Consider the following 25,050-nt stretch of genomic DNA (forward strand, 5'->3'; position numbering starts at 1 on the left):
CTCCCTCACTACCTAGCAAGTGCTTGGTAGGTTATCGTACGAACGTGCATCAGAGCGAGAGCCGGGACGGGCCGATCACCGACGAGGCGTTCGCGCAGGACGTTCGAGCATGGCTGGACGAGAATCTCACCGGCCGCTTCGCGTCGCTGCGGGGAACGGGCGGCCCGGGCAGCGAACACGAGTACTTCGACGAACGCCTCGAATGGGACCGCCACCTCGCGGCCGCGGGCTGGACCTGTCTCGGCTGGCCCGAGCAGTACGGCGGCCGGGGCGTGAGCATCGCGCAGCACGTCGCCTTCCACGAGGAGTACGCGAGAGCGGCGGCGCCCGCCCGCGTCAGCCACGTGGGCGAGGAACTGCTGGGCCCGACGCTCATCGCGTTCGGAACCGAGGAGCAGAAGCAGCGCTTCCTGCCCGGCATCCGGAACGTCACCGAACTGTGGGCGCAGGGATACTCCGAGCCCGGTGCCGGCTCCGATCTCGCCGACGTCGCGACGACCGCGAGGCTCGAGAACGGCACGTGGGTCGTCAACGGGCAGAAGATCTGGACCTCGCTCGCGCACGTCGCGGACTGGGCGTTCGTCGTCGCCCGCACCGAGCCCGGATCGCGCCGCCACCACGGCCTGAGCTTCCTGCTCGTGCCGCTCGATCAGCCCGGCGTCACCGTCCGGCCCATCCAGCAGCTCACCGGGACGTCGGAGTTCAACGAAGTGTTCTTCGACGACGCCGTGACCGACGCCGACCTCGTCGTCGGCGAACCGGGCGACGGCTGGAAGGTCGCGATGGCGCTGCTGACCTTCGAGCGCGGCGTCTCGACGCTCGGTCAGCAGATCGGCTTCGCCCGCGAACTCGCGGGCGTGGTGGAGCAGGCCCGGCGCAGCGGCACCGACCGCGACCCCGAGATCCGCGACCGGATCGCGCGGGCCCACGTCGGCCTGCGGGTGATCCGCGCGCACGCGCTGCGCACGCTCGGGGGCGCGCCGTCGCCGGGCGACGCCTCCGTCGCGAAACTGCTGTGGGCGGGCTGGCACCGCGATCTCGGCAGGCTCGCGGTCGACGTCCGCGGCCCGGCCGGGCTCGTCGCGCCGGACCACGACCACACCGGTGCGCCGTCGGAACCGACCGATCCGGAACACCTGGAACTGGGCGAGGCACAGCGGCTGTTCCTCTTCACCCGCGCCGACACGATCTACGGCGGATCCGACGAGATCCAGCGCAACATCATCTCCGAGCGTGTGCTCGGACTACCGCGAGAGGCCAGAGCATGAGCACCGACACCGTGGACACGCGATCACCGCTGGCGACCGCACCCGACGAGACCCCCGGGCACGACCTGCTCCTCGGCAGGAAGGTCGTCGTCACCGCCGCCGCCGGGACGGGGATCGGCTTCGCGACGGCGCGCCGCGCGCTGCTCGAAGGCGCCGACGTCCTCGTCTCCGACTGGCACGAGCGGCGGCTCGAGCAGACCCGTGAGCAGCTGGCGGCGGAGTTCCCGGACCGCGAGATCGCCGCCACTGCATGCGACGTCTCCGACACCGCGCAGGTCGACGCACTGATCGAGCACGCGGCCTCGACGCTGGGCAGGATCGACGTCCTGGTGAACAACGCCGGCCTCGGCGGCGAGACGCCGATCGTCGACATGACCGACGAGCAGTGGGATCGCGTCCTCGACATCACGCTGACCGGGACCTTCCGGGCCACGCGCGCGGCGCTGCGGTACTTCCGCGAGGCGGATCACGGCGGCGTGCTCGTCAACAACGCGTCCGTTCTCGGCTGGCGCGCGCAGCACTCGCAGGCGCACTACGCGGCCGCGAAGGCCGGTGTCATGGCGCTCACGCGGTGCAGTGCGATCGAGGCCGCCGAGTACGGCGTCCGGATCAACGCGGTCGCGCCGTCGATCGCGCGGCACGCCTTCCTCGCGAAGGTCACGAGCGACGAGTTGCTCGACGAGCTCGCGTCCCGCGAGGCGTTCGGCCGTGCGGCCGAGGTGTGGGAGATCGCCGCGACGATCGCGATGCTGGCGAGCGACTACTCCACGTACCTCACCGGCGAGGTCGTCTCGATCTCGTCGCAGCGCGCATGACGGCACGGCGACGGCACGAAAATAGGATGGCCGCATGACTGCTTCCTCCGGCACGACGCCGTCCACCACGCCCGAGCCCGGCGAGTCCGCGCGAGGCGGACGCCGTGCCGAACTGCTCGACATCGCGGCCGGGCTGTTCGCCGACCGCGGCGTGCGGGCCACGACGGTCCGCGACATCGCCGACGCCGCGGGCATCCTCTCGGGGAGCCTGTACCACCACTTCGACTCGAAGGAGTCGATGGTCGACGAGATCCTCCGGACCTTCCTGGACGGTCTCTTCACGCGCTACCGCGAGATCGTGGCTTCCGGGCGCGACACCCGCACGACGCTGTCGGATCTCGTGACGGCGTCGTTCACCGCGATCGACCGCTCGCACGCCGCCGTCGCGATCTATCAGGACGAGGTCAAGCACCTCGTCGACAACGAGCGCTTCGGCTACGTCCGCGAGTACAGCCGGGAGTTTCGCACGCTGTGGGAGGGCGTCCTCACCCGCGGGATCTCCGACGGCACCTTCCGCGCGGACGTCGACGTCGAGCTCACCTTTCGCTTCCTCCGCGACACCGTCTGGGTCGCGGTGCGCTGGTACCGGCCCGGTGGTCCGCTGACCGCCGACGCCGTTGCCCGCCAGTACCTCGGAATCGTTCTCGACGGGTTGTCCGACCCGTCTCGCACCACACAGGAGACCTGACATGAGCGGTGGCACCACGGAGGCGTACATCGTCGACGCCCTTCGCACTCCGATCGGCAAGAAGAACGGCGCGCTCGCTGCCGAGCACCCGATCGACCTGGGCGCGCACGTGATCCGCGAGTCGATCCGTCGCACCGGGCTCGACCCGTCGGTCGTCGACGACGTGATCTTCGGTTGCGTCGACGCGATCGGCGGACAGGCCGGGAACATCGCGCGCCTCGCGTGGCTCGCCGCCGGATATCCGGAGGCGGTTCCGGGTGTCACCGTCGACCGTCAGTGCGGGTCGAGCCAGCAGGCCGTCCACTTCGGCGTGCAGGCGATCAAGTCGGGGACGGCGGACGTCGTCGTCACCGGCGGCGTCCAGAACATGAGCCGCATCCCGATCTCGTCGGCGATGACCGTCGGCCGCGAGTTCGGTTTCGACACACCGACGTCGGGCTCGGAGGGCTGGACCCAGCGGTACGGTGACGAGGAGGTCTCGCAGTTCCGCGGCGCCGAGATGATCGCCGAGAAGTGGGGCCTCTCGCGCGAGGAACTCGAGCGGTGGGCACTGCGCAGCCACGAGCGTGCCGCGGCGGCGATCGCCGAGGGTCGCTTCGAGCGGGAGATCGCGCCCTACGGCGACGTACGAGTCGATCAGGGACCGCGCGAGACGAGCCTCGAGAAGATGGCGTCGTTGCAGCCGCTCGTCGAGGGCGGACGTCTCACCGCCGCGGTCGCCAGCCAGATCTCCGACGGCGCCAGCGCCGTGACGCTCGCGTCGGCCGAGGCGGTGGAGCGCTACGGGCTCACGCCGCGCGCCCGCGTCCACCACATCAGCGCGCGCGGCGACGATCCGCTGCTCATGCTCACCGCGCCGATCCCGGCGACCCGGTACGCCCTGGAGAAGACCGGAATGTCCATCGACGACATCGATCTCGTCGAGATCAACGAGGCCTTCGCTCCGGTCGTCCTCGCGTGGATCGACGAGCTGGGTGTCGACCCGGGGAAGGTCAACGTCAACGGCGGGGCCATCGCGCTCGGTCACCCGCTCGGTGCGACCGGAACCAAGCTCATGACGACGTTGCTGCACGAACTCGAGCGGACCGGCGGCCGCTGGGGACTGCAGACGATCTGCGAGGGCGGCGGCACCGCGAACGTCACGATCCTCGAACGCGTCTGACGTAGTCTCGGTCCGTGTCGCTGCCACCGATCGGGCAGCCGCACGGGAGGGAGCATCGTGACACGGCACGCGGGCGAGCCTCACGCGGGGTCGCTCGCGTCCCGTCTGAACTGGCTGCGGGCGGGCGTCCTGGGGGCGAACGACGGAATCGTCTCCACGGCGGGGCTCGTCGTCGGTGTCGCGGCGGCCACGGTCGATCGGCAGCCGATTCTCGTGGCCGGAACCGCGGGCCTGATCGCCGGCGCGATCTCGATGGCGGTCGGCGAATACGTCTCGGTGAGTACGCAACGCGACACCGAGCGTGCGGTGCTGGACGAGGAACGCCGCGAGCTCGCCGAGCATCCCCGTGAGGAAGTCGAGGAGCTCGCGGAGATCTACCGGCAGAAGGGGCTGTCCGCCTCGACGGCCCGGCAGGTGGCGCGGGAACTCACCGAACACGACGCCTTCGCCGCGCACGCCGAGGCCGAGCTCCACCTCGACCCCGACGAGCTGACGAACCCGTGGCAGGCCGCGGGGTCGTCGGCCCTGTCGTTCACGATCGGTGCGCTCCTGCCCCTGCTGGCGATCATGCTGCTCCCGGCGTCGATCCGCGTCCCCGTGACCTTTGCCGCCGTGCTCGTCGCGCTCGCCGTCACAGGCCGGGTGAGCGCGCACCTGGGCGGCGCGGATCCGAACCGTGCGATGGCGAGGGTCGTGGCGGGTGGTGCGGCGGCGATGGTGGTGACCTACACGATCGGACAGGTGCTGGGGGTTACCGGTGCGCCGTGACGTTGCGGCACAAGGGTCGGGGGGCGGGTTCGAGAGGCGGGGCTCAGGGGGTGGCGGCGGGCTGCGCCACCTGCGCATCGCTGCGCAGGGTCGCCAGCGCATCGAGCCGGGCCGCGGCGTCGGTGACGACCCGCTCGATCACCTCGGCACACGTGGGCAGATCGTCGAGCACGCCGACGACCTGTCCCGACGCGAGGACACCGGCCTCGGTGTCGCCCTCGACGAGTCCCGCACGCAACAGCATCGGTGTGTTGGCGGCCATGACGATCTGCTGCCACGTCCGCTCGCCCGAGCGTTTCATCGCGAGCCCGTCGCGCACCAAGGTCGTCCACGACATGCCCGTCATCGCACGGAACTTCATCGCATTGCGGGCCGCGGCCACGAAACCGCGCATCGGCCCGGAGTTCTCGAGCGTCTCGACCAGCTCGGTGGTGAGGACGCGGTGCGGCATCCCGTCGACCTTGCGCGACACGACGGTCTCCTGCAGGCCACGCGAAAGGTACTGCTGCTTCACGGCATCGGGAACCTGCGACTCCTGGGTGAGCAGGAAGCGCGTTCCCATCGCGACCCCGGCGGCGCCGTACGCGAGCGCCGCCGCGAGGCCGCGGCCGTCGTAGAAGCCGCCCGCCGCGACGACGGGGATGTCGACGGCGTCGAGGACCGAGGGCAGCAGGAGCGTGGTCGCCACCGCACCGGTGTGCCCGCCGCCCTCACCGCCCTGGACGACGACGGCGTCGGCGCCCCACGACGCGACCTTGACCGCGTGCTTGGCGGCGCCGACCGACGGAATCACCACGACGCCCGCGTCCTTGAGCTTCGCGATGAGCTCCTGCTTCGGTGCCAGCGCGAACGACGCGACGCGCACGCCCTCGCGGACGAGCAGGTCGATCCGCTCGGGAGCGTCGGTCGCGTCGGCGCGGATGTTCACGCCGAACGGCTTGTCGGTCAACGAGGCCGTCTTGGTGATCGCGGCCTCGAGCTCGTCGTACGTCATCGTGGCCGAGGCGAGGATTCCGAGGCCACCGGCGTTGGAGGTGCCGGCGACGAGGCGGGGCCCCGCGACCCAGCCCATGCCGGTCTGGACGACAGGATGCTCGATGCCGACGAGCTCGGTGAGCGGGGTGCGCAGCGAGGCGGTCACAGCGCGACCTCCCGGTCGCGGCGGTTCTTCGGATCGAGAACGTCACGGATCAGGTGCAATTCGTGCTCCGTGGGTTCGCGCGTGACGCCGGCGGATTCGAGTTCGGCGATCTCGAAGGACGTGTTCTCGGCGACGTCTGCCGCCGTCACGCCCGGGTGCAGCGTGCGGGCACGCATCGTGTGATCGGGGCCCTCGAAGTCGAAGACGCCGAGGTTCGTGACGACGCGGGGCAACGCGAAGTAGCGGAACGCCGGATTGCCGGGATCGACCTTGTCGTAGCCGATTCCGCACACCACGTCGACCTCGTCGCAGAAGACCCGGGCGGTGTGCTTGCCGACCCAGTAGCTCGTCGCGTGGTTGATCGTGTTCCCGGGTGCGCCGCGGACACCGAACATCTGACGCTTGGGCTGCTGCAGCGGCCCGAAGGCCGAGAGGTTCTGGTTGCCGTACCGGTCGAGCTGATTCGCGCCCATCACGACGTGGCGGCGGCCCGAGGCGACGACGTCGAACACGCGCCGGAACGGCATCCAGCCCTCGATCGAGCCGACGCTGCCGAGCGCGGGAGTCTCGTCGAGGAGCAGTGCCTCACCGTCGGTGACGAGCAGATCGGGTTCGGTCGTGAGTCGCGCGAGCCGCGCCCCGATGAGAGGCAGCGTCGCCATCGGGCTCGCCATGATCTCGCCTGCACCGGTGAAGATCTCGGCGCACGCGATCGCGCAGTACTCGGCGCGGGTGACGGTGGCGGTGTCGGTCGTTGCCGGTGCGCTCATGCCTGCTTCTCCTTCGCGAACGCGCGGACCGCGGCGCGGTAGTCGTCCTCGGTCCCCGAGAGATAGGTGTCGACGAACTGCTGCCACGCCTGCGGGTCCTTCGCGGATTCGGCGTAGTGACGCTGGAAGGCCTCGTCGCGGCCGTACTCGCCGGCGAACGTGAAGTGCGCGCCGTCCGGGGCCTCGACGACGCCGTCGACCATCATGCGGTTGAGCAGAAGATTCTGGAGCGGAACCGTTTTCACCAGTTCCTCGGTGTCGACGAGGCGATCGACGGTGACGTACCGGCGCTGCGCCGCGGCGCAGAACAGGTCGTCGAAGTACGGGTCGACGCCCGTGTAGGCTGCGTTGCCGCGTCGGTCACCGAGATCGAGGTGCACGAGCGCCGCGTCGAGGTCGAGGGCGGGCATCGCGACGAGCGTCTCGGTGCGGCCGTCGGCTGCGGGGTAGGGCGAGGCGATCGTCTTCAGCTCGCCCTCCCAGAACGTCAGGACGTCCGAGCCGAGCCCCGCGCGCGTCGGCAGGAAGGGCAACCGTGCGGCTGCGGCTTCGAGCCCGCACTTGACCATTCCCTCGTCCATCTCGCGCGCGACGATCGCCCCGGTCGTGCGGGCGTGCGCGAACCACGGATCGTAGAACGGCGGCGAGTCGAGCGAGACGAAGCCGTAGTACGCCTTGCGCACCTTCCCGGCCGAGCACAGCAGGCCGAGATCCGGGCCGCCGTAGCTGACGACGGTGAGATCGGTGATGTCCGAACGCACCAGCGCTCGCACGAGTACCATCGGCTTGCGCCGCGATCCCCAGCCGCCGATGCCGATCGTCATCCCGCTGCGCAGCTCGCCGATCACGTCGTCGAGCGTCATGGTCTTGTCGCGTTCAGTGGACACCGGTCCCACTCCTTTTTCCGTTGCGCCGGCTCTCGTTGGTCAGTGCCTCACCGCTGCGGGCGAATTCGTCGCGGTGCGCGTCCGACACGCCCGCGAGATTGAGCTCGAAGGTGTACCCCTGTTCGAGGCGGTAGCTGGTCTTGACGTCGACGGGGTCGATCCCGTTGATCGCTTCCTTCGCGCACCGGATGACGCGCGGATCCTTCGCTGCGATCGCTGCCGCGACCTCGCGTGCGGCGCTGTCGAGTTCGGCTCGCGGCACGACGCGGTACACCGAGCCGAAGTGTTCGAGCGTGCGTGCATCGACGTTGCGCGCCGTGTAGTAGAGGGTGCGCATCATGTGCTGCGGGACGAGCCGGGCGAGATGCGTCGCGGCGCCGAGCGCACCGCGGTCGACCTCGGGCAAGCCGAAGTACGCGCCTTCGGAGGCGACGACGACGTCGGCGTTGCCGACGAGGCCGACACCGCCGCCGACGCAGAATCCGTTCACTGCAACGACGACGGGGACGGCGCAGTCGTACACGGCCGCGAAGGCGGCGGCGCACCCGCGGTTGGCGTCGATCAGGGCGTCGTAGCCGGTCGTGACCTGCATTTCCTTGATGTCCACGCCGGCGTTGAAGCCGCGTCCTTCGGCACACAGGATCACGACGTGCGTGGCGGGATCTCGTCCCGCGGCGGTGATCACGTCGGCGAGTTCGAACCATCCTCGCGACGGGATCGCGTTGACCGGGGGGTAGTCGACGGTCACGGTCGTGATGTCGGAGTCGTCGGTGGTGGCGCTGATGCCCATGGCACCTTCCTGTCGTCTGCTGCCTATACCGAACCAAGCGATTGCCCAAACCAAGCGATTGCTTGGTAAGTTAGCACGCGCACCCCGCCGGAGTCACCGACGAGACGAGGGGAGCACGAGACGTGGAGGTGGAAGACATGGCATCTGCAGGCCAGGTTGTGCTGGTCACCGGCGGAGTTCGGGGCGTGGGCGCCGGCATCTGCCGCGCCTTTCTCGCCGCGGGCGCGACCGTCGTGGCCTGCGCGCGCAGAGCCCCGGACGAGCCGGTCCGGGCCGGCGGGCGCGAGATCGAGTTCGTCGAATGCGACGTGCGCGACCCCGAACGGGTCCAGGCGATGATCGACGAGGTGCTCGCGCGGCACGGCCGGCTCGACGTTCTCGTCAACAACGCGGGCGGCGCGCCGTTCGCGCTCGCCGCCGAGGCGAGCCCGCGACTGCACTCGAAGATCGTCGAACTCAATCTGCTCGCACCGCTGCTCGTCGCACAGGCTGCCAATGCCGTGATGCAGCAGCAGGAGTCGGGCGGAGCGATCGTGAACATCTCGAGCGTGAGTGGCTCGCGTCCGTCACCGGGTACGGCGGCGTACGGCGCCGCGAAGGCCGGAATCGATTCGCTCAGCACGTCGCTCGCCGTCGAGTGGGCACCGAAGGTCAGGGTCAACGCGGTCGTCGTCGGTCTCGTGCAGACCGAACTCGCGCACCTGCACTACGGCGACGACGACGGCGTCGCCGCAGTCGGTGCGACCGTCCCGCTCGGCCGCATGGCCGTACCCGAGGACATCGGCAACTGCGCCGTGTTCCTCGCCTCGCCGCAGGCCGCCTACGTGAGCGGCTCGACGCTCACGGTGCACGGCGGCGGCGAGCGGCCCGCCTTCCTCGCCGCAGCGAACGCCGACGTCCCGGCCGTCGGCACCCCGACAACAGCAACACGACAGCCCTGAGCAGGGCGGAGGAGTTCTCATGAGTGGAATCGTCGACGGCCGTGTCGTCGTCGTCACCGGTGCCGGACGCGGAATCGGCCGGGCGCACGCGCTCGCGTTCGCCGCCGAGGGTGCCCGCGTCGTCGTCAACGACATCGGCGCCGGTCTCGACGGCGAGAGCACCGAGGAGCATCCGGCCGAGCAGGTCGTTGCCGAGATCGTGGCCGCAGGCGGGCAGGCCGTGGTCAACGGCGACGACGTCGCCGACTGGGACGGCGCCGCCAACCTGGTCCGCACCGCGATCGACACCTTCGGGCAGCTCGACGTCCTCGTCAACAACGCGGGCTTTCTGCGTGACCGGATGCTCGTCGGGATGAGCGAGGCGGAGTGGGACGCCGTCGTGCGCGTGCACCTCAAGGGGCACTTCGCGACGCTCCGGCACGCGGCCGAGTACTGGCGTGGCCGTGCCAAGGCCGGCAACCCGGTCGACGCGCGCATCATCAACACGAGTTCGGGTGCGGGACTGCAGGGTTCGATCGGCCAGGGCAACTATGCCGCGGCGAAGGCCGGGATCGCCGAGCTCACTGTCCAGGCCGCGGCCGAGCTGAAGAACTACGGCGTCGCCGTCAACGCGATCGCGCCCGCCGCGCGGACCCGGATGACGCTCGGCGCCGGTGGTGCGATGGCCGAGGCGATGGCCGCGCCCGAGGACGGCTTCGACGCGATGGCCCCCGAGAACATCTCGCCGCTGGTCGTGTGGCTCGCGAGCGCCGAGGCCGCGCACGTGACGGGCCGTGTCTTCGAGGTCGAGGGCGGCAGGATCACGGTCGCCGAGGGCTGGCGGCACGGGCCGTCGCACGACAAGGGTGCGCGCTGGGAGGTCGCCGAGGTCGGCACCGTCGTCGACGAGCTGCTCGCGAAGGCGCTGCCGCCGGAGCCCGTGTACGGAGCCTGAGCCCGCACCGGGCGCTTCCGCGCTCGTCGCGACGTGCCGTCTCCTGCCGAGGGGTGTCGCGACGAGTGCGCCGGGCCTACCGTGGACGCATGTGCCGAAACATCACCGAACTGCGTGGACTCGAACCGGCGGCCACCGACGAGGAGATCGAGGCGGCGTCGCGGCAGTACGTGCGCAAGGTCAGCGGCATCCAGAAACTCTCGGATGCCAACCGCGATGCGTTCGAGCAGGCGGTCGCCGAGGTCACGGCAACGACGACGCGCCTGCTCGACGCACTGCCCGACCGGCGGACGCCACCGAGGACGGTGCCGCCGCTGCGCCGGCCCGAGGTGCGCGCGCGCATCGAGGCCCGGGCGGCGGGCTGAGCCGACCGGGCCTCGCGAGCGGGGATCAGGCGGGTGCGCGCACGACGAGCACCGTGCCCGGGAACTCGCGTGCGAGTTCGCGCCGGGCGTGCTTGAGCGCTGCAGTCCCGTAGCCCTTCTTGCGTTCCGCCGGGTCGATCCAGATCGCGACGTCGACGTCGGTGCTGCCGCCGTCGCCGCTGCTCAGCTCGCCGAACACGAGACCGACGGCGCTGCCCCCGGTCGTGTCCTCCGCGACGAACCACGCCGCCGACTCGTCGTCGATGCGGCCGAGTCCCGCCGCGCGCTCGGTGTCGACGCGGTCGGCCTCCCAGTCGGCGCGCTGATCCGCGCACCGGCGCCGGTAGATCGCGGCGCCGGCCTCGGTGAAGGTCCGCAGCCGCAGCGTGCGGCCGGTGCTCGCGGGCCGCTCCGACGCCGTCCATTCGAGCGAGGCGTCGAGGTCGTCGAGTTCGGCCTGGGTCCTGCGGCGCTCGTCCTTCGTGAGCCTGCCGAAGGTGAGCCCGAGAACGGCCTCGGCGTTCGCGTCGTCGGTGTCCAGGAGTTGTGCGATCGCCGAGATCGCGGTCGCGCGGTCCTCCGCGTCGACGATCGCGTCGAGCACCTCGTGGCGGCGCTCGAGTGCGCGAACGAGGGCGGCGGTGAGCTCACGGCGATCCTGCACGCGATCGTGGGAGGTGGCGCTGTCGTGTGCTGTGTCGCGGTCGTGCGCTGTACCGACGGGGGAGGAAGTCATGACAGCCATGCTGCTGTGGGTTGCAGGTGATTACAACCGCTACCCGGCAGTAGTTTGCCGGGCACGGGTGAGCTCGACGATCTGCGCGGCGATCGCGATCGCGGTCTCGGCCGGACCGCGATTGCCGATGGGCAGGCCGATCGGGCTGTGCAGCGACGCGAGCGCGTCGTCGGAGAGACCGGCGTCGCGCAGCGCGGCACGGCGTCGCTCGTCGGCGAGGCGCGATCCCATCGCGCCGACGTACGCCGGCGGCGCCGGCCACAGGCTCCTGTCGAGGCATTCGAGCAACACGGGGACGTCGACCTTCGGGTCGTGGGTGAGGACGACGACGGCGGTGCGCCCGTCGAGTCGTCCCGCATCGCGTTCGGCGGCGAGATGGTCCGACGGCCAGCGGCACACGATCTCGTCCGCGTCGGGCAGCCGTTCGCGTGTCGTGAACGTCTCGCGAGCGTCGCACACCGTCACGTGGTAGCCGATTCGCGTTGCCGTGGCGGCCATCTCGGCTGCGAAGTCGGTGGACCCCACGACGATCATGCGCGGCCGGGGGTCGAAGCGGACGAGGGCCCGGCCGTCGCCGAGAGCCCCGCCGGGTCGTGCGTCGCCGACGTGGACGTGATGACGCTGCGGCCGTGGGCCGAACTCGAACTCGAGCGAGACCGGTTGCTGCGCGTCGATCGCGGCGGCCAGCGCGTCGAAGTCGGGGAACGACTCGTTGTCGATGCGTTCGACGAGGACGGTCAGCGAACCGCCGCACGTCGTTCCCGGCGTGAAGACGTCCCCGTCCGGTCCGTACGTCTCGACGCGGGTGCCGCCGGTGCCGAGGACGTCGAGGGCCGTCTCGTAGAGCGCGCTCTCGACGCAGCCGCCCGAGATGCTGCCGATCACGGTGCCGTCGGATCGCACGGCGAGCATCGCGCCGGGGCCGCGCGGTGAGGACCCGTGAGTCGCGATCACGGTCGCGAGCGCGACCGGCCGGTGCGCGGCCCATTCGTCGAATACGCTGGCGAGAAGCGGAAATCCGCGTGCGAACGCGTGGGTCATGGGGTTCCTCCACATCGCGGCGACGGTGAGGACATGTCGTCGTTCACAGTGCGCGTGGACAGTCGGTGTTCTAAGGTACTTTTGCGCTAAAGTAAGCGATCGGCAAGTCGAGGGCGAACCCGCCGCGCGGGCGCCGTCGAGACATCAGTGGGACAGACAGCGGGGAGCATCGTGGCCGAATCCGGAACCGAGTACAGCGATGCGGTCGGCGAGATCATTCGCGGCTGGGCGCAGACCCGACCCGAACTCGACGTGTCCGCACTCGAGATCTTCGGGCGGCTGCACCGCAGCTATCTGCTCTACCGATCGTCGATCAACGCCAACTTCGAGCGGTTCGGGACGAACGAGGCGGGCTTCGACGTGCTCGCGTCGCTGCGCCGCGCGGAGCCCGACCACCGGCGCACCGCAGGTGAACTCGCCAAGCAGACCCTCGTCACGACCGGGGGCCTCACGCTGCGCGTGAACCGCCTCGAGGACGCCGGCCTCGTCACCCGTGAACGCGACGAGACCGATGCGCGCGTCGTCTACGTGACGCTCACCGACGCGGGGCACGAACTGATCGACAGCGTCGCGGACGCGCACTTCGCCGAGCTCGACCGGATGCTCGCGGGTGTCGGCGTCCGCGATCGCGCGACGCTCGCGCGGCTGCTGTCGGCGCTCGAGGGCTCCCTCCACGCCGCGACCGACGAGGAGACACTGCCCGGCGCCGAGTCCGCTTGACCCCAGCACTCCCCGCAGCGCCCCCGGAGCACGGCTCCGGGGGCGCTGTGCGTTCGCGTCCGGATGCGGCGCGCGCTCGGCGGCGTCTCGGCGCGTCGCCGAAGCGTGTCCGAATCGGGACGTCTCTCGCGCCGGTGTGTGAGTCTCGCCTCCGTAACGCTGTGACCTGCGTCTCTGTCGATTCCTCGACATTCCGCGCTCGTAACCTCGACGTTAACGATGCGGAAAAGGGCGCTGAGCTGTTGACCCTTCGGCGAGCAGGCAGTAAGAATCTCTTTTAGCCAAGATGTTTGGCGCTCAAACTCACAGCGCGACGGCACCGCAGCCCCGGTGCTCTCGGACCTCCCTGAACGGAGATTCACATGAAGAAGATCCGCCTCGCTGCCGCTGCACTCGCAGCCGGCAGCGCGCTGATCCTGAGCTCGTGCAGTAGCGGCAGCACCGAAGCGAGCACTGCCGACGGTCAGCTCGAGAAGACCGACCTCACGATCGGAGTCCTTCCCCTCGCCGACTACGCGGCCGTGTACTGGGCCGACGAGAAGGGCCTCTTCGAGAAGGAGGGCCTGAACGTCACGCTCGAACCCATCCAGGGCGGGCCGATCGGCATTCAGAAGGTAGCGGCGGGCGAACTCGATTTCGCGATCGCCAACACCATCTCGAGCTCGATCACCCAGGCGCAGGGTGCGCCCGTCACCAACGTCGCGCACACGGCGTCGCTGGGCGAGGGGAGCGGCATCGTGTTCGTGAACCCCGACTCGCCCATCCGGACCATCGACGATCTGGACGGAAAGACGCTGGGTACAAACACGACCCGCAACATCGGCGACGTCACGTTCAACAATCTCGCGAGCAGTGAGGGCAAGGACGTCGCACCGAACTTCATCGAGGTGCCGTTCCCCGAGATGGTCGCCGGCGTCCAGGCCGGCTCGATCGAGGCCGGCTACGCCCCCGAGCCGTTCTCCTCTGCCGCACGCGCGGCAGGGATGCGCGAGGTCGCGGACGTCACGACGGGCCCGAACCTGAACCTCGCGGCCTCCGTCTTCGTCGCCGGCAACCGCTTCGTGGACGAGAACCCCGACACCACTGCGGCATTCGCTCGTGCGATCTACGCCGCCGGCGACGACATCTCGCAGAACGAGGCAGAGTTCCGGTCGTGGCTGCCGGGCGTCGCGAAGGTCCCCGAGACCGTCGCGCAGTCCATGGTGCTGCCCGTGTTCGCGTCGAACCTGGACATGAGCAAGCTCGAGTCCGTCGCGACGATGCTGAAGGAGCAGGGACTCGTGCCCGAGGACTTCGACATCGCCGAACACACCTTCACTCTCGATCGGGACTGATGCCGTGAATCTCCACAGCGAACCGCTCCCGCGCAACAAGCAGATCGCGTACGGCGTCGCCGGCGTGGTGGGTACGGCCCTCGTCGCCGAGCTCGTGCTGCGCAGCGGTGTCATCGACAAGCCCGGACTGCCGATCCCCTCCCGGGTACTGGGGGGAGTCGGTTCGCTGGCGGGGGACGGAACCTTCTGGGGCGAGGTCGCATTCACGCTCCAGGAATGGATGCTCGGCCTCGCGATCGCGACCGTCGCAGGCGTCGTGCTCGGCGGCCTCATGGGCGCGTTCACCAAGGTGTTCGTCGCCTTCGAGTTGCCGGTCGAGGTCTTCCGCGTCCTGCCCTCGGTCGCGATCGGGCCGATCCTCGTGCTCCTCCTCGGTGCCGGGATGCTGCCACTGTCGCTCACCGTCGCCCTGGCGTGTGTGTGGCCGATCCTGCTCAACACGCTCTACGGCGTGCGCGGGACGGACGCGACCGCCGTCCAGACGGCCCGCACCCTCGGGCTCGGCAGCCTCGCCATCCTCACCCGGATCAAGATTCCCAGCGCACTCCCGTTCGCGTTCACCGGAATCCGCGTCTCGGCGTCGATCGGCCTCATCGTCGCGGTCAGTGCCGAGCTGCTCATCGGTGGCGGTGAGGGCATCGGCGGATACATCCTCGTCAACAGCGCGAATGCGACGAACCTCGACATCGTCTACGCGGCCACGATCGTGGCGGGCGTCCTCGGCGTCGCGGTCTCGGGGGTGTTCGCCGTCGTCGACAACAAGGTGTTCGCATGGAAGAAGGGACTGGCGCAGTGACGGTCGCATCCACCAGCTCCCCGGCCGCGACGGCGCCCGCAGCGGACGCCACCGCGGGACCGGCGACATCGCGCACGGGCGGATCGCGGATCACCCGGCTCGCCGGCCGATTCGGGCTTCGGCTCGTCGTGCCGGTCGTGATTCTCGTGTCGTGGTACGGGTTGTCGCAGTCGGAGATCGGCTCGCTGTTCGTGGCGGCTCCTGCCAACGCGTTCGCCCGGGTCTTCGAGGACTACTTCAGCACCGACGCGAGCCGTTTCTTCCTCGGCGACGCGACCTTCGAGCAGCTGATCCCCAGTGTGTACCGCGCGCTCGCCGGCCTGCTGCTCGCGATCGTCGTCGGCGTGGGAGTCGGTGTCGCACTGGGCATGAACCGCGTTCTCACCGCGTTGTTCGCGCCGCTGATCCACCTCGGCCGTTCGCTGCCGAGCCCCGCGCTCCTCGGCGTGTTCTTCCTGCTGTTCGGTACGGGTGACAGCCCCAAGATCTTCCTCATCGCCTTCAGCGTCGTGTGGCCGATCCTGTTCAACACGATCGACGGTGTGCAGAGCGTCGGCGCGAACCGGATGCAGGCGGCGCAGGTGTTCAAGATCCCGCGCTGGGACGTCCTGACGCGGATCGCCCTGCCGGGCGCGGCGCCGAAGATCTTCGCGGGCGTGCGGACGGCGATGTCGCTCTCGCTCATCATCATGATCATCTCCGAGCTGCAGAAGTCCGAGAACGGCCTCGGCTATCAGCTCGTGATGACGCAACGCAACTTCGACTACACCGGATTCTGGGCGGTTCTCATCGTCCTCGCCGCCCTCGGGGTGGTACTCAACATCGTCTTCAAGGCCGTCGAACGGCGCGCCCTGGCATGGCATCGAGGAGTGACCGCACAAGATGACTAGCACCGAACTCACCCCAGTGACCTCCGCCGAGCTGCGACTCGACTCGATCTCGAAGAGCTACGGCGACAACATGGCCGTGCGCAGCATCTCCGCCGACGTCCCCGCCGGCAAGGTCAGCGTCATCGTCGGCCCGTCGGGTTGTGGCAAGTCGACGCTGTTGCGCATCATCAGCGGTCTCGACGTCCCGACCGACGGTGCGGTGACCTTCAACGGCGAACGCGTGGACGGGGTTCCGGACGGTCTCGCGATGGTCTTCCAGGACTACTCGCGCTCGCTGTTCCCGTGGATGCACGTCGACAAGAACATCGCCTTCCCGCTCAAGAAGCTGCCCAAGGACGAGCGGGTGCGCCGCGTCCAGGAGGCCATCGACGCCGTCGGGCTGAGCGGCAAGGAGAAGCTCTACCCCTGGCAGATGTCGGGCGGCATGCAGCAGCGCGTCGCGATCGCGCGTGCCCTCGCGAGCCATCCGTCGCTGCTGCTCATGGACGAGCCGTACGCGTCGGTCGACGCGCAGACGCGAGCGGACCTCGAGGACCTGCTCCTGAAGATCCAGGCCGAACTCGGCATCACGGTCCTCGTCGTCACGCACGATATCGACGAGAGCGTGTACCTCGCCGATCACATCATCGTGCTCTCCGCACCCCCGAGCGTCGTCGCCGAGACGATCGACGTGGACCTCGAGCGGCCGCGGGATCAGATCACGACCAAGGAGGATCCGCGGTTCACCGCGATCCGCGCCCACGTCACCAAGCTGCTGCGGCGGACGGACGGCGACTGATGCGGACGCAGGCGCTCGGCGGCGGCTGGGTCGCGCAGTCGCAGTCCGCGACCGCGCCGTTCCGGCTGCACCGCGCGACGACGACGGCCGAGGCGTCGGAGCTGCTGACGCGGTACCGCGAGGCGACCGTCGCGGCAGGGTGTTCCGATCTCGTCGCGCGGATGCGGGAGGGCGAGGAGATCGCCCGGCTCGTCTCGATCGCGCGCATCCCGGAACTGCAGGCCGTCTCGTTCACCGGCTCGACCCTGCGGATCGGCTCCACCCTGACCCATCACGCCGGCTCCGCCGATCCGGCTGTCGTCGAGGCGATTCCGGGATTCGCGCGGGCGTGGTCGCAGATCGCGACCGTCCGTATCCGCTACACGGGCACGATCGGCGGAAACGTCATGGCCCGCCGGCACCGGTACGAGATGCCGCTCATGCTCGGCGCACTGGGCGCGCGGAACGTGCTCGACGACTCCGGCAGGCTGCTCACGGCGATCGAGATCGACACGTCCGATCTCGTGTGGTTCGGCTACGAGCGTTCGATGCGTCCGACGACGACCGTCGCGCTCGCCATCCGTCGCGACGGCGCGGACGGATTCGTCACGCGCGCCGTCGTCGGCTCGGAGTACCGCGGCGGCTACGTGCTCGAGGCTCCCGGGTGCGACCGCGAGGTTGCCGGTGCGCTCGCGGCGCAGTTGCCCGACGAGTGCGCGGACTACGCCGGATCGGCGCAGTACCGCAGAAAACTGGTGGCCGTGCTGGCGGGCAGACTGCTCGCAGCCGCCGCGCGAGAGGAGAATCCCGATGACCGACCGTGACGACACGAGCGACGCGGGCGAACTCGCGACGCCGGTGGGATTCGAGCTCAACGGCTCCGAGCGCACCGCCGTGGTCGAGTCCAACGCGACGTTGCTCGACGTCCTGCGCAGTGAATTCGGTCTCCGCGGCGCCCGCGCCTCGTGCGAGCGCAGCGTGTGCGGCGCGTGCACGGTGCTCGTCGACGGCGTGCCCGTCGCCTCGTGCTCCACGTTCGCGTTCGCCGTCGACGGCACCGCTGTCGAGACCGTCGAAGGACTGGCGGGCGAGGGCGGCGCGCTGTCGCCGCAGCAGCAGGCATTCGCCGAGTGCGGCGGCTACCAGTGCGGGTACTGCACCTCGGGAATGCTCATGCTGACGACGGGGCTGTTGCGCCGCGAACACAAGCCGGACCGCGCGACGATCCGCGACTGGATCTCGTCGAACACGTGCCGGTGCACCGGCTACGAGATGATCCTCGAATCCGTCGAACGCGCAGCCGATCTCGCGTGCTCCGGCGGTTGCGGGACGTGCGAGCGGCAGGTGGCACGATGAGCGTCGTCGAATCCTTCCGTCACGAGGTGGAGGAGCCGCGCGGCTACCGGATCCACGATCTTCCGACGGCACCCGCGGAGCACCGTCTCGTCGGACGTGACGCCCCGCGCGCAGACGCGGCCGCGAAGGTGACCGGACGCGCGGTGTACGGCACCGACATCGCGCGGGCCGGGATGCTCCATGCGAAGGTGCTGCGCTCGCCGCACGCCCACGCCCGGATCGTGTCGATCGACGCGTCCGCAGCCCGCCGGCTCGCGGGCGTCCACGCCGTGTTCACCCGCGACGAGGCGACCGGACTGCAGAGCTTCGGGACGATGGTCAAGGACCAGCCCCCCATCGCGATCGACCGCGTGCGCTACGTCGGCGACATCGTCGCGGCCGTGGCCGCCGCCGACGAACGCACCGCTCTCGCCGCACTCGATCTGATCGACGTCCGGTACGAGATCCTGCCGCCGGTGTTCGGCATCGAGAACGCGCTCGCGGACGACGCGCCCGAGATCTTCCCCGATGCACCGTTCGGCGGTCTGCCGCTCTACGGGACCGGAGCCTCGGCGACGCTGCGCGCGGCGAAGAACGTCCCCTACGAGTTCCGCTACAGCACCGGTGATCCCGCGGTCTGGGACGAGTGCGATCGGATCTTCGAGGACACCTTCCACTACTCGCGGATGAACCACATGCATCTCGAGCCCTTCGTCACCGTCGCCGAGGCGACCGACGAGGAGATCGAGATCTGGACGTCCACGCAGGCACCGTTCAACCTCCGCAAGGAGCTCTCACGAGTCTTCTGCCTGCCGGAGAACCGGATTCGCGTACACGTACCGCTGCTCGGCGGCGGGTTCGGCGCGAAGAACGGGCCGAAGGCCGATCCCGTCGCGATCCGGTTGTCGCAGCTCGCGGGCGGACGGCCCGTGCGGTTCGCGATGACGACCGAAGAGGTCTTCCTCACCGTGTCGCAGCATGCCGCGACGATCGTCGTGAAGTCGGGAGTCAAGAACGACGGGACCTTCGTCGCGCGGCAGTCGACGGTGCTGCTCGACGGCGGCGCGTACTCCGAGCACAGCCCGGCCGTCGCCGAGAAGGCCGGGTACCGGATGCCCGGCGCGTACCGCTGGCGCCACATCGACTCGATGTGCCGGGTCGTCACGACGAACACCGTCCCCGCGGGTGCGATGCGCGGATTCGGTGGCACCCAGGCGACCTGGGCCAGCGAGCGGCAGGTCGACCTCATCGCGCAGCGGCTCGGCATGAGCCCCTACGACCTGCGGATCGCCAATCTCAAGGCACTCGGCGAGGAGTTCGTGCCGGGGGAGTCGGGCATCGATTCCGACCTCGCCGAGGGGATGCGCGTGGTCGCCGATGCGATCGGCTATCACGAGCCGCGAGAGGCGAACACCGGAACCGTGCGCCGCGGCCGGGGTGTTGCGGTGGGCGTCAAGGACGGCGGCGGCATCTACAAGCCCGCGATGGCGCGCGTCAAGGTGACGAGCAAGGGCGACGTGCTGCTGAGTTGCGCCCTCACGGAGATGGGGCAGGGCGGCCACTCGGCGCTGTGCCAGATCGTCGCCGAGGTCCTCTCGTGCCCGCCCGAGCGAGTGCGCTACTCGCCGATCGACACCGACAACACTCCGTTCGATCAGGGCACCAACGCGTCGTCCGGAGTCGCGGTGACCGGGCAGGCGGTCCGTTCTGCCGCGGAGAACCTGCGGCGCACCGTACTGGCGTGGGCCGGTGAGCAGTTCGGCTTCGACGCCGACAGCGCCCGGCTCGACGACTGGACCGTGCGGTCCGCCGACGGCGACGAGCATCCGCTGTTTCCGCGCATCATGGCGGTCTTCGGCAACACCGGCTTCGAGTTCTCCGCCGACGGCTTCTACAAGGCTCGCAACGACCACAACGCCCCGCTCGAGGCGCCGTGCGTGTTCTGGGAGATCGGCTGGGCAGCAGCCGAAGTCGAGGTGGACACCGAGACGGGAAAGGTGACGGTGCTGCAGCTCGCCGTTTCCGGCGACGCCGGGAAGGTGATCAACAAGATCGCGTGCCGCGGCCAGGACGAGGGGGCGGCCGTGTTCGGGCTCGCGCAGGCGATGTTCGAGGAGATGCGGTACGACGAGTCGGGCGAACTGCTCAACGCCGAAGCGCTGCTCTACCGGGTCCCGCTCGCCGAGGACATCCCCGAGAAGTTCGTGTCCATCACGCAGGAACAGGGCCACGGTGCGGGTCCGTTCGGCGCGAAGGGAATGGGCGAGGGCGGCATGCTGCCCGTCGCTCCCGCGATCGCGCAGGCCGTCGCCGATGCGACCGGTGCGCAGATCACGTCACTGCCGATGACGCCCGAACGGGTGTTCACGGCTCTCGAACAGTCGTCACGGGGGCTGGAGTGATCGCCCCGATGACGACGAACCACGTGACGACGAACCACGTGACGACGAACCCCGTGACGACGACGGCCCCCGCACCCGAGCACCGCCCGCGCGTACGGGTCGCCGTCCTCGGTTACGGCAGCATCGGGACGGTCGTCGCCCGCCGGCTCGCGGCGGGTGAGCTCGCGGGGGCCGAGCTGGCGGCCGTCGTGACGCGCTCACCGGTCGACGGCGCCCCCGCGCCCGTCCTCGACCTCGACGACGCGCTCGACGTCGCCGACGTCGTGGTCGAGTGTGCGGGGCAGGGTGCGGTGCGCGAGAACGGCCGGAAGATCCTCGAAGCCGGCTGCGATCTGGTGATCTCGTCGGTGGGTGCGCTGTGCGATGCGGAGTTCGCGGCGGCGCTACGTGCGAGTGGCCCCGGTCGGGCCGTGTGCACGAACGGCGCCGTCGGCGGGCTCGACCTGCTCGCGGCCGCACAGGACGCCGCTCCGTTCGATTCGGTCCTGGTGCGGTCGACGAAACGTCCCGCCGCGCTCGTCCAGGAGTGGATGGACGAGGCGGAGGCGAGGCGCGTCCGCGACACGAGCGAACCCGTTCTCGTCTTCCGCGGCTCGCCCGCCGACGCCGCGCGGCTGTTCCCGAAATCGCTCAACGTCGCTGCCGCGGTGGATTTCGCCGTCGGACCGGCGAGCCCGGTGTCGGTCGAGCTGTACGCCGATCCCGCGGCCGAGCTCACGCGGCACGAGGTCGAGGCGACCGGGCCGGTGGGGCACTACACGATCCGCATCGAGAACCTGCCGAGCGCGGCGAATCCGCGGACGAGTGCCGTGGTTCCGTACTCGATCCTGCGGACGCTCGCGGGGCTGACCCCACGGCCGAATCTGATCGCGTAGCGGTCTGTTACCGCAATTTAACCCTGTCCTCTTGACGGTAAATATCTTATCACTCAGACTCTTGTATCGAAACAAACGGAGATTCGATGAACCACACCATCCGCGCCCACCACGGCCGACCATTCGAGATCGGAGGCGACATGACCGAACTCGATGCCGTCCCCGCGATCCTCTGTGGTGACACGACCGACAGGATCTTCGTCGGCGGCACGTGGCGTACGGGTGGCGGCGACGTCATCGAGTCGGTCGATCCCGCGACGGGCAGGGTCTTCGCGACGCTCCATGCCGCGACCCCCGCCGACGTCGACGTCGCGGTGCAGGCGGGCCTCCGCGCGGTGCACGAGGGCGGCTGGGCCGCCCGGATGCCGCACGAGCGCGCCGCGGTCCTGCACCGGATCGGTGATCTCGTGGATGCCAACGCCGAGCGGATCGCGATCCTGCAGACCACCGACACCGGCAAGACCCTCTCGGAGACGCGGGCGCTCGCGCGCAGCGCCGCCGGGACGTTTCGCTACATGGCCGCCGCCGCGGAGACGATGGAGGACGCCGTCACTCCCTCGCGCGGGCCCTACCTCACCCTCGCGACCCACGAGCCGATGGGTGTCGTCGGCGCGATCACGCCCTGGAACTCGCCCATCGCGTCGGACGCGCAGAAGATCGCTCCCGCGCTCGCGGCCGGCAACGCCGTCGTCGCGAAGCCGCCGGTGTGGGCGCCGTGGGTGACGCTGCTGCTCGCGCGGCTGTGCGAGGAGGCTGGCCTGCCCGCAGGACTGCTCTCGGTGCTGCCGGGGCCGGGCCGCACGGTGGGCGACGCCCTCGTCCGTCACCCCGACGTCGCGAAGATCTCGTTCACGGGCGGAACCACGACGGGCCGCGCCCTCGCGCACGCCGCCGCCGACAAGATCATGCCGATCACCCTCGAACTCGGTGGCAAGTCCCCGACGATCGTGTTCGACGACGCCGACGTCGAGCAGGCTCTCGCCGGTGTCCTGTACGGGATCTTCTCGTCGTCGGGACAGAGCTGCATCGCGGGCTCACGGGTGTTCGTCCAGCGCGACGTGTACGGGGCTTTCGTGGAAGAACTCGTGAGCCGTGCCCGCTCGCTGCGCGTCGGTCCCGGTACCGATCCCCGCACGCAGGTCGCGCCGATGGTCGCCCGTGCCCACCGCGACGGCGTCGCCGCGATGGTCGAGGACGCCCGCGCCGCGGGAGCAACGGTCCTGTGCGGCGGCAGGATTCCGGAGGGCGAGCAGTTCGAGGCGGGTGCGTACTACGAGCCCACGATCCTCGCGGGCGTCGACAACTCCGCCGACATCTGCCAGCAGGAGGTCTTCGGGCCGGTCGCGGTCGTCCTGCCCTTCGACGACGAGGACGACCTCGTCGCGCAGGCCAACCACAGCGTGTTCGGACTCGCATGCGGCATCTGGACCTCCGACTACCGCCGCGCGTGGCGGATCGCGAAAGCGGTACGCGCCGGAACGGTCTGGATCAACACCTACAAGCAGTTCTCGATCTCGACGCCCTTCAGCGGGCTCGAGGAGAGCGGACTCGGGACCGAGAAGGGTCGCGACGGAATCCGCTCGTACATGAACCAGAAGAGCATCTACGTCGACCTCGCGGGCGACCCCCTTCCGTGGGCCGGCGGCGACGCGACACAGGAAGGACAGCCGTGATGAACCCGCACCCCTACAGTCCGGCCTTCGACATCGCCGGATTCGGATTCGTCTCGGGCGCACTGTCCGTCGACGAGAACGGCGATGCCGTCGCCGGTCGCACGGAGGCACTCGAGGCCGCGATGTCGCGGCTGAGCGAGCGGCTCGCGACCGTCGACATGAAACTCGAGGACGTCGTGAAGACGACGTACTTCGTCACCGACGTGTCGTTGCGCGATGAAGCGAACCGGCACTACGAGACGGTCTTCGCCGAGCCGAGACCGGCTCGGTCCTTCGTTCAGGTCGCGGCGTTGCCCTACGGCGCGACCGTCGAGATCGAAGCGATCGCGCACAAGGCGCGGGAGAACGAGACCGCCGGCACCACCCACACGGCTCCACGAGAAAGGTGAGTCACATGACCAGCACCGAACAGAACGCGGCCGACAGCAACGCGGGCGTCGACCTCGACGCCCTGATCGACTCGTGCATCGCGAGCGCCGAGACCCGCTACGAGGACTGGGACACGCTCGGTTTCCAGGCCGCCAAGGGCGGAGATCGGTTCAAGCGCGCCCAGATTCGCTACATCGGCTCGGGCGCCACCGGTAACCACGAGGGCGACTCGCGGACGCTGCAGGCGGATCACTTCACGTTCTCCAACATGCGGCTTCCCGTCGGAGCCGTCGGCCCCGAGCACACCCACCACGACGTCGAAGAGGTCTTCTACGTCCTCGAAGGCGAGCTCGAGGTCGCCGTCCACGACGTCGAGGACGGTCACAAGAAGGCGACGCGCGTGCTCGGCTACCGCGACCTGATCCGTGTCCCCGCCGGTGTGCCGCGCAGCCTGAAGAACGTCGGCGACTCCGACGCGCTGTTCTGCGTGATCATCGGAACCCCCAAGCCGCAGCTCCCGACCTACCCGCCCAGCTCGGAGATGCACGGCGTCACTCGCTGACACTCGGCGAGCAGCCGACCTCGGCGAGACCCACCCGACTTGCGAGACCACCCGACTGGAGGGAGTGACGACATGGACGACCGTCGCACACTGCGTGTCGTACAGAAGACCTGGGAGGCCGAGGGCGTCACGAGCGTCACGCTGGCCGACCCGGCGGGGACCGATCTCCCCGCATGGGAGCCCGGTGCCCATCTCGCACTGCACCTTCCGAACGGGCTGGTGCGCGAGTACTCGCTGTGCTCGGATCCGGCGAATCGTAGTGCCTGGACGGTCGCGGTACTGCGCACGCCGGACTCCCGGGGCGGGTCGCGTCACATCCACGACGCCCTGCCGATCGGCGCGCTCGTCGAGGTCGACGGGCCGCGCAATGCGTTCTCGCTCGACGAGTCGGCACCCGAGCACGTCCTCGTCGCCGGCGGCATCGGAATCACCCCGATCGTCGCGATGGCCCGCAGGCTCGACGCGGCGGGCGCGAACTGGCGGCTGCTCTACACCGGGCGCTCGCGGGCGACGATGGCGTTCCTTCCCGAACTCGCTGCGGTGCAGGGAGATCGGGTCACCATCCACGCCGACGACGAAGCGAACGGCGCGCGGCCCGACCTCACCGCCCTGCTGGGCGGGCTCGGGCCGGAGTCGCTCGTCTACTGCTGCGGCCCCGAGTCGCTCATGACGGCGTGCGGCGACGCCCTGGCGGACCCGAGCCGGTTGCGAGTGGAGCGGTTCAAGGCCCCCGAGCCGATCGTGTCCGACGCCGGCGACACGGCATTCGACGTCGTGCTGTCCTCCACCGGGCAGCGAGTCCCGGTCGCCGCCGACGTCTCGATCCTCGACGCCCTCACCGCTGCGGGCGTCGCGACGGCGTCGTCGTGCACCGAGGGCATCTGCGGCACCTGCGAGGTGGGAGTCGTCAAAGGCGACGTCGACCACCGCGACTTCGTGCTCAGCGACGACGAACACGAGGCCGGCGCGACGATGATGCCGTGTGTGTCGCGGTGCCGTTCCGCCGAACTCGTGCTCGACCTCTGACCAGA

Annotated in this window: 27 protein-coding genes; 21 read left to right on the forward strand and 6 right to left on the reverse strand. The window is 69.8% G+C overall.

From position 1 onward, the window contains the following. Nucleotides 1–44 precede the first annotated feature (44 nt). Genes RR1_RS10520 through RR1_RS10540 form a run of 5 tightly spaced genes read left to right on the forward strand, consistent with a single transcriptional unit; the run spans nucleotide 45 to nucleotide 4,701 of the window. Nucleotides 45–1,268, forward strand: coding sequence for an acyl-CoA dehydrogenase family protein (locus RR1_RS10520; protein ID WP_010840328.1), 1,224 nt, complete (start codon nucleotides 45–47; stop codon nucleotides 1,266–1,268). Next, entirely contained in the window at nucleotides 1,265–2,083 is an 819-nt protein-coding gene (locus RR1_RS10525) for an SDR family oxidoreductase (protein ID WP_010840327.1), read from the forward strand. The genes RR1_RS10520 and RR1_RS10525 overlap by 4 nt, the downstream gene beginning before the upstream one ends. Before the next feature lie 34 nt (nucleotides 2,084–2,117). Continuing rightward, nucleotides 2,118–2,771 carry a TetR/AcrR family transcriptional regulator gene (locus tag RR1_RS10530; protein ID WP_010840326.1) on the forward strand — a complete coding sequence of 218 codons (654 nt, stop codon included), beginning with the start codon at nucleotides 2,118–2,120 and terminating at the stop codon, nucleotides 2,769–2,771. Nucleotide 2,772: 1 nt separating this feature from the next. After that, entirely contained in the window at nucleotides 2,773–3,933 is a 1,161-nt protein-coding gene (locus RR1_RS10535) for an acetyl-CoA C-acetyltransferase (RefSeq protein WP_010840325.1), read from the forward strand. A 57-nt stretch (nucleotides 3,934–3,990) separates the two neighbouring features. Continuing rightward, nucleotides 3,991–4,701: a VIT1/CCC1 transporter family protein gene (locus tag RR1_RS10540; RefSeq protein WP_010840324.1), complete on the forward strand. Its 711-nt coding sequence runs from the start codon at nucleotides 3,991–3,993 to the stop codon at nucleotides 4,699–4,701. A 43-nt stretch (nucleotides 4,702–4,744) separates the two neighbouring features. Here RR1_RS10540 and RR1_RS10545 read toward each other — a convergent pair whose 3' ends face one another. The 4 genes from RR1_RS10545 to echA20 are packed head-to-tail and all read right to left on the reverse strand — an operon-like array spanning nucleotide 4,745 to nucleotide 8,289. Further along, nucleotides 4,745–5,842 carry an NAD(P)H-dependent flavin oxidoreductase gene (locus tag RR1_RS10545; RefSeq protein WP_010840323.1) on the reverse strand — a complete coding sequence of 366 codons (1,098 nt, stop codon included), beginning with the start codon at nucleotides 5,840–5,842 and terminating at the stop codon, nucleotides 4,745–4,747. Continuing rightward, a complete protein-coding gene (locus RR1_RS10550) occupies nucleotides 5,839–6,612 on the reverse strand; it encodes a CoA-transferase subunit beta (RefSeq protein WP_010840322.1) in 774 nt (257 codons plus the stop codon). Before RR1_RS10550 ends, RR1_RS10545 begins: the two co-directional genes overlap by 4 nt. After that, nucleotides 6,609–7,475, reverse strand: a complete 867-nt coding sequence (locus RR1_RS10555; protein ID WP_010840321.1) for a CoA transferase subunit A — start codon at nucleotides 7,473–7,475, stop codon at nucleotides 6,609–6,611. The genes RR1_RS10550 and RR1_RS10555 overlap by 4 nt, the downstream gene beginning before the upstream one ends. Nucleotides 7,476–7,488: 13 nt before the next feature. Next, entirely contained in the window at nucleotides 7,489–8,289 is an 801-nt protein-coding gene (gene echA20 / locus RR1_RS10560; protein WP_010840320.1) for a (7aS)-7a-methyl-1,5-dioxo-2,3,5,6,7,7a-hexahydro-1H-indene-carboxyl-CoA hydrolase, read from the reverse strand. 137 nt (nucleotides 8,290–8,426) lie between these two features. Here echA20 and RR1_RS10565 point away from each other — a divergent pair, with 137 nt between their 5' ends. The 3 genes from RR1_RS10565 to RR1_RS10575 all read left to right on the forward strand — a co-directional run bounded on the left by RR1_RS10565 (nucleotide 8,427) and on the right by RR1_RS10575 (nucleotide 10,529). After that, complete coding sequence (locus RR1_RS10565) at nucleotides 8,427–9,230, forward strand: SDR family oxidoreductase (RefSeq protein WP_040775578.1); 804 nt, start codon at nucleotides 8,427–8,429, stop codon at nucleotides 9,228–9,230. 19 nt (nucleotides 9,231–9,249) lie between these two features. Then, entirely contained in the window at nucleotides 9,250–10,164 is a 915-nt protein-coding gene (locus tag RR1_RS10570; RefSeq protein ID WP_010840318.1) for an SDR family oxidoreductase, read from the forward strand. Between the two features lie 89 nt (nucleotides 10,165–10,253). Then, nucleotides 10,254–10,529 carry a DUF2277 domain-containing protein gene (locus tag RR1_RS10575; protein WP_010840317.1) on the forward strand — a complete coding sequence of 92 codons (276 nt, stop codon included), beginning with the start codon at nucleotides 10,254–10,256 and terminating at the stop codon, nucleotides 10,527–10,529. A gap of 25 nt (nucleotides 10,530–10,554) precedes the next feature. Here RR1_RS10575 and RR1_RS10580 read toward each other — a convergent pair whose 3' ends face one another. Next, the gene (locus RR1_RS10580) at nucleotides 10,555–11,265 is read right to left on the reverse strand and encodes a GNAT family N-acetyltransferase (protein ID WP_051111342.1); all 711 of its coding nucleotides are present in this window, start codon (nucleotides 11,263–11,265) and stop codon (nucleotides 10,555–10,557) included. 39 nt (nucleotides 11,266–11,304) lie between these two features. Beyond that, complete coding sequence (locus RR1_RS10585; RefSeq protein WP_010840315.1) at nucleotides 11,305–12,306, reverse strand: XdhC family protein; 1,002 nt, start codon at nucleotides 12,304–12,306, stop codon at nucleotides 11,305–11,307. 171 nt (nucleotides 12,307–12,477) lie between these two features. Between RR1_RS10585 and RR1_RS10590 the strand changes: the two genes are divergently transcribed. The 13 genes from RR1_RS10590 to RR1_RS10650 all read left to right on the forward strand — a co-directional run bounded on the left by RR1_RS10590 (nucleotide 12,478) and on the right by RR1_RS10650 (nucleotide 25,045). Then, complete coding sequence (locus RR1_RS10590; protein ID WP_010840314.1) at nucleotides 12,478–13,026, forward strand: MarR family winged helix-turn-helix transcriptional regulator; 549 nt, start codon at nucleotides 12,478–12,480, stop codon at nucleotides 13,024–13,026. A gap of 362 nt (nucleotides 13,027–13,388) precedes the next feature. Next, nucleotides 13,389–14,360 carry an ABC transporter substrate-binding protein gene (locus RR1_RS10595; protein ID WP_010840313.1) on the forward strand — a complete coding sequence of 324 codons (972 nt, stop codon included), beginning with the start codon at nucleotides 13,389–13,391 and terminating at the stop codon, nucleotides 14,358–14,360. Nucleotides 14,361–14,364: 4 nt separating this feature from the next. Continuing rightward, a complete protein-coding gene (locus RR1_RS10600; RefSeq protein WP_010840312.1) occupies nucleotides 14,365–15,156 on the forward strand; it encodes an ABC transporter permease in 792 nt (263 codons plus the stop codon). Next, complete coding sequence (locus RR1_RS10605) at nucleotides 15,132–16,046, forward strand: ABC transporter permease (RefSeq protein ID WP_143153794.1); 915 nt, start codon at nucleotides 15,132–15,134, stop codon at nucleotides 16,044–16,046. The genes RR1_RS10600 and RR1_RS10605 overlap by 25 nt, the downstream gene beginning before the upstream one ends. Next, entirely contained in the window at nucleotides 16,039–16,824 is a 786-nt protein-coding gene (locus tag RR1_RS10610; RefSeq protein WP_051111336.1) for an ABC transporter ATP-binding protein, read from the forward strand. Before RR1_RS10605 ends, RR1_RS10610 begins: the two co-directional genes overlap by 8 nt. Then, the gene (locus RR1_RS10615) at nucleotides 16,824–17,627 is read left to right on the forward strand and encodes an FAD binding domain-containing protein (protein WP_010840309.1); all 804 of its coding nucleotides are present in this window, start codon (nucleotides 16,824–16,826) and stop codon (nucleotides 17,625–17,627) included. Before RR1_RS10610 ends, RR1_RS10615 begins: the two co-directional genes overlap by 1 nt. Further along, nucleotides 17,614–18,159 carry a (2Fe-2S)-binding protein gene (locus RR1_RS10620; RefSeq protein ID WP_010840308.1) on the forward strand — a complete coding sequence of 182 codons (546 nt, stop codon included), beginning with the start codon at nucleotides 17,614–17,616 and terminating at the stop codon, nucleotides 18,157–18,159. The genes RR1_RS10615 and RR1_RS10620 overlap by 14 nt, the downstream gene beginning before the upstream one ends. Continuing rightward, on the forward strand, nucleotides 18,156–20,540 hold the full coding sequence (locus tag RR1_RS10625; protein WP_010840307.1) for a xanthine dehydrogenase family protein molybdopterin-binding subunit: 2,385 nt from the start codon (nucleotides 18,156–18,158) through the stop codon (nucleotides 20,538–20,540). Before RR1_RS10620 ends, RR1_RS10625 begins: the two co-directional genes overlap by 4 nt. 8 nt (nucleotides 20,541–20,548) lie before the next feature. Next, nucleotides 20,549–21,415, forward strand: coding sequence for an aspartate dehydrogenase domain-containing protein (locus tag RR1_RS10630; RefSeq protein ID WP_051111341.1), 867 nt, complete (start codon nucleotides 20,549–20,551; stop codon nucleotides 21,413–21,415). A gap of 140 nt (nucleotides 21,416–21,555) precedes the next feature. Then, on the forward strand, nucleotides 21,556–23,088 hold the full coding sequence (locus RR1_RS10635; RefSeq protein WP_051111340.1) for an aldehyde dehydrogenase: 1,533 nt from the start codon (nucleotides 21,556–21,558) through the stop codon (nucleotides 23,086–23,088). Further along, nucleotides 23,088–23,477 (forward strand): RidA family protein, encoded by a 390-nt coding sequence (locus tag RR1_RS10640; RefSeq protein WP_040775467.1) that lies wholly within the window; start codon nucleotides 23,088–23,090, stop codon nucleotides 23,475–23,477. Before RR1_RS10635 ends, RR1_RS10640 begins: the two co-directional genes overlap by 1 nt. A gap of 5 nt (nucleotides 23,478–23,482) precedes the next feature. Next, on the forward strand, nucleotides 23,483–24,019 hold the full coding sequence (locus RR1_RS10645) for a cupin domain-containing protein (protein ID WP_010840303.1): 537 nt from the start codon (nucleotides 23,483–23,485) through the stop codon (nucleotides 24,017–24,019). 72 nt (nucleotides 24,020–24,091) lie between these two features. After that, nucleotides 24,092–25,045, forward strand: a complete 954-nt coding sequence (locus RR1_RS10650; RefSeq protein ID WP_010840302.1) for a PDR/VanB family oxidoreductase — start codon at nucleotides 24,092–24,094, stop codon at nucleotides 25,043–25,045. Nucleotides 25,046–25,050 lie beyond the last annotated feature (5 nt).

The sequence above is a fragment of the Rhodococcus rhodnii NBRC 100604 genome (assembly GCF_001894925.1).
GTDB classification, from domain to species: Bacteria; Actinomycetota; Actinomycetes; order Mycobacteriales; family Mycobacteriaceae; genus Rhodococcus_F; species Rhodococcus_F rhodnii.

Bases quoted from the DNA above. Each gene is read 5' to 3' on its own strand.
- RR1_RS10525 (WP_010840327.1), top strand. From the start codon at position 1,265: ATGAGCACCGACACCGTGGACACGCGATCACCGCTGGCGACCGCACCC.
- RR1_RS10530 (WP_010840326.1), top strand. From the start codon at position 2,118: ATGACTGCTTCCTCCGGCACGACGCCGTCCACCACGCCCGAGCCCGGC.
- RR1_RS10535 (WP_010840325.1), top strand. From the start codon at position 2,773: ATGAGCGGTGGCACCACGGAGGCGTACATCGTCGACGCCCTTCGCACT.
- RR1_RS10550 (WP_010840322.1), bottom strand. From the start codon at position 6,612: ATGAGCGCACCGGCAACGACCGACACCGCCACCGTCACCCGCGCCGAG.
- RR1_RS10555 (WP_010840321.1), bottom strand. From the start codon at position 7,475: ATGACGCTCGACGACGTGATCGGCGAGCTGCGCAGCGGGATGACGATC.
- echA20 (WP_010840320.1), bottom strand. From the start codon at position 8,289: ATGGGCATCAGCGCCACCACCGACGACTCCGACATCACGACCGTGACC.
- RR1_RS10565 (WP_040775578.1), top strand. From the start codon at position 8,427: ATGGCATCTGCAGGCCAGGTTGTGCTGGTCACCGGCGGAGTTCGGGGC.
- RR1_RS10570 (WP_010840318.1), top strand. From the start codon at position 9,250: ATGAGTGGAATCGTCGACGGCCGTGTCGTCGTCGTCACCGGTGCCGGA.
- RR1_RS10575 (WP_010840317.1), top strand. From the start codon at position 10,254: ATGTGCCGAAACATCACCGAACTGCGTGGACTCGAACCGGCGGCCACC.
- RR1_RS10580 (WP_051111342.1), bottom strand. From the start codon at position 11,265: ATGACTTCCTCCCCCGTCGGTACAGCGCACGACCGCGACACAGCACAC.
- RR1_RS10585 (WP_010840315.1), bottom strand. From the start codon at position 12,306: ATGACCCACGCGTTCGCACGCGGATTTCCGCTTCTCGCCAGCGTATTC.
- RR1_RS10595 (WP_010840313.1), top strand. From the start codon at position 13,389: ATGAAGAAGATCCGCCTCGCTGCCGCTGCACTCGCAGCCGGCAGCGCG.
- RR1_RS10605 (WP_143153794.1), top strand. From the start codon at position 15,132: ATGGAAGAAGGGACTGGCGCAGTGACGGTCGCATCCACCAGCTCCCCG.
- RR1_RS10610 (WP_051111336.1), top strand. From the start codon at position 16,039: ATGACTAGCACCGAACTCACCCCAGTGACCTCCGCCGAGCTGCGACTC.
- RR1_RS10615 (WP_010840309.1), top strand. From the start codon at position 16,824: ATGCGGACGCAGGCGCTCGGCGGCGGCTGGGTCGCGCAGTCGCAGTCC.
- RR1_RS10620 (WP_010840308.1), top strand. From the start codon at position 17,614: ATGACCGACCGTGACGACACGAGCGACGCGGGCGAACTCGCGACGCCG.
- RR1_RS10625 (WP_010840307.1), top strand. From the start codon at position 18,156: ATGAGCGTCGTCGAATCCTTCCGTCACGAGGTGGAGGAGCCGCGCGGC.
- RR1_RS10630 (WP_051111341.1), top strand. From the start codon at position 20,549: ATGACGACGAACCACGTGACGACGAACCACGTGACGACGAACCCCGTG.
- RR1_RS10635 (WP_051111340.1), top strand. From the start codon at position 21,556: ATGACCGAACTCGATGCCGTCCCCGCGATCCTCTGTGGTGACACGACC.
- RR1_RS10640 (WP_040775467.1), top strand. From the start codon at position 23,088: ATGAACCCGCACCCCTACAGTCCGGCCTTCGACATCGCCGGATTCGGA.
- RR1_RS10645 (WP_010840303.1), top strand. From the start codon at position 23,483: ATGACCAGCACCGAACAGAACGCGGCCGACAGCAACGCGGGCGTCGAC.
- RR1_RS10650 (WP_010840302.1), top strand. From the start codon at position 24,092: ATGGACGACCGTCGCACACTGCGTGTCGTACAGAAGACCTGGGAGGCC.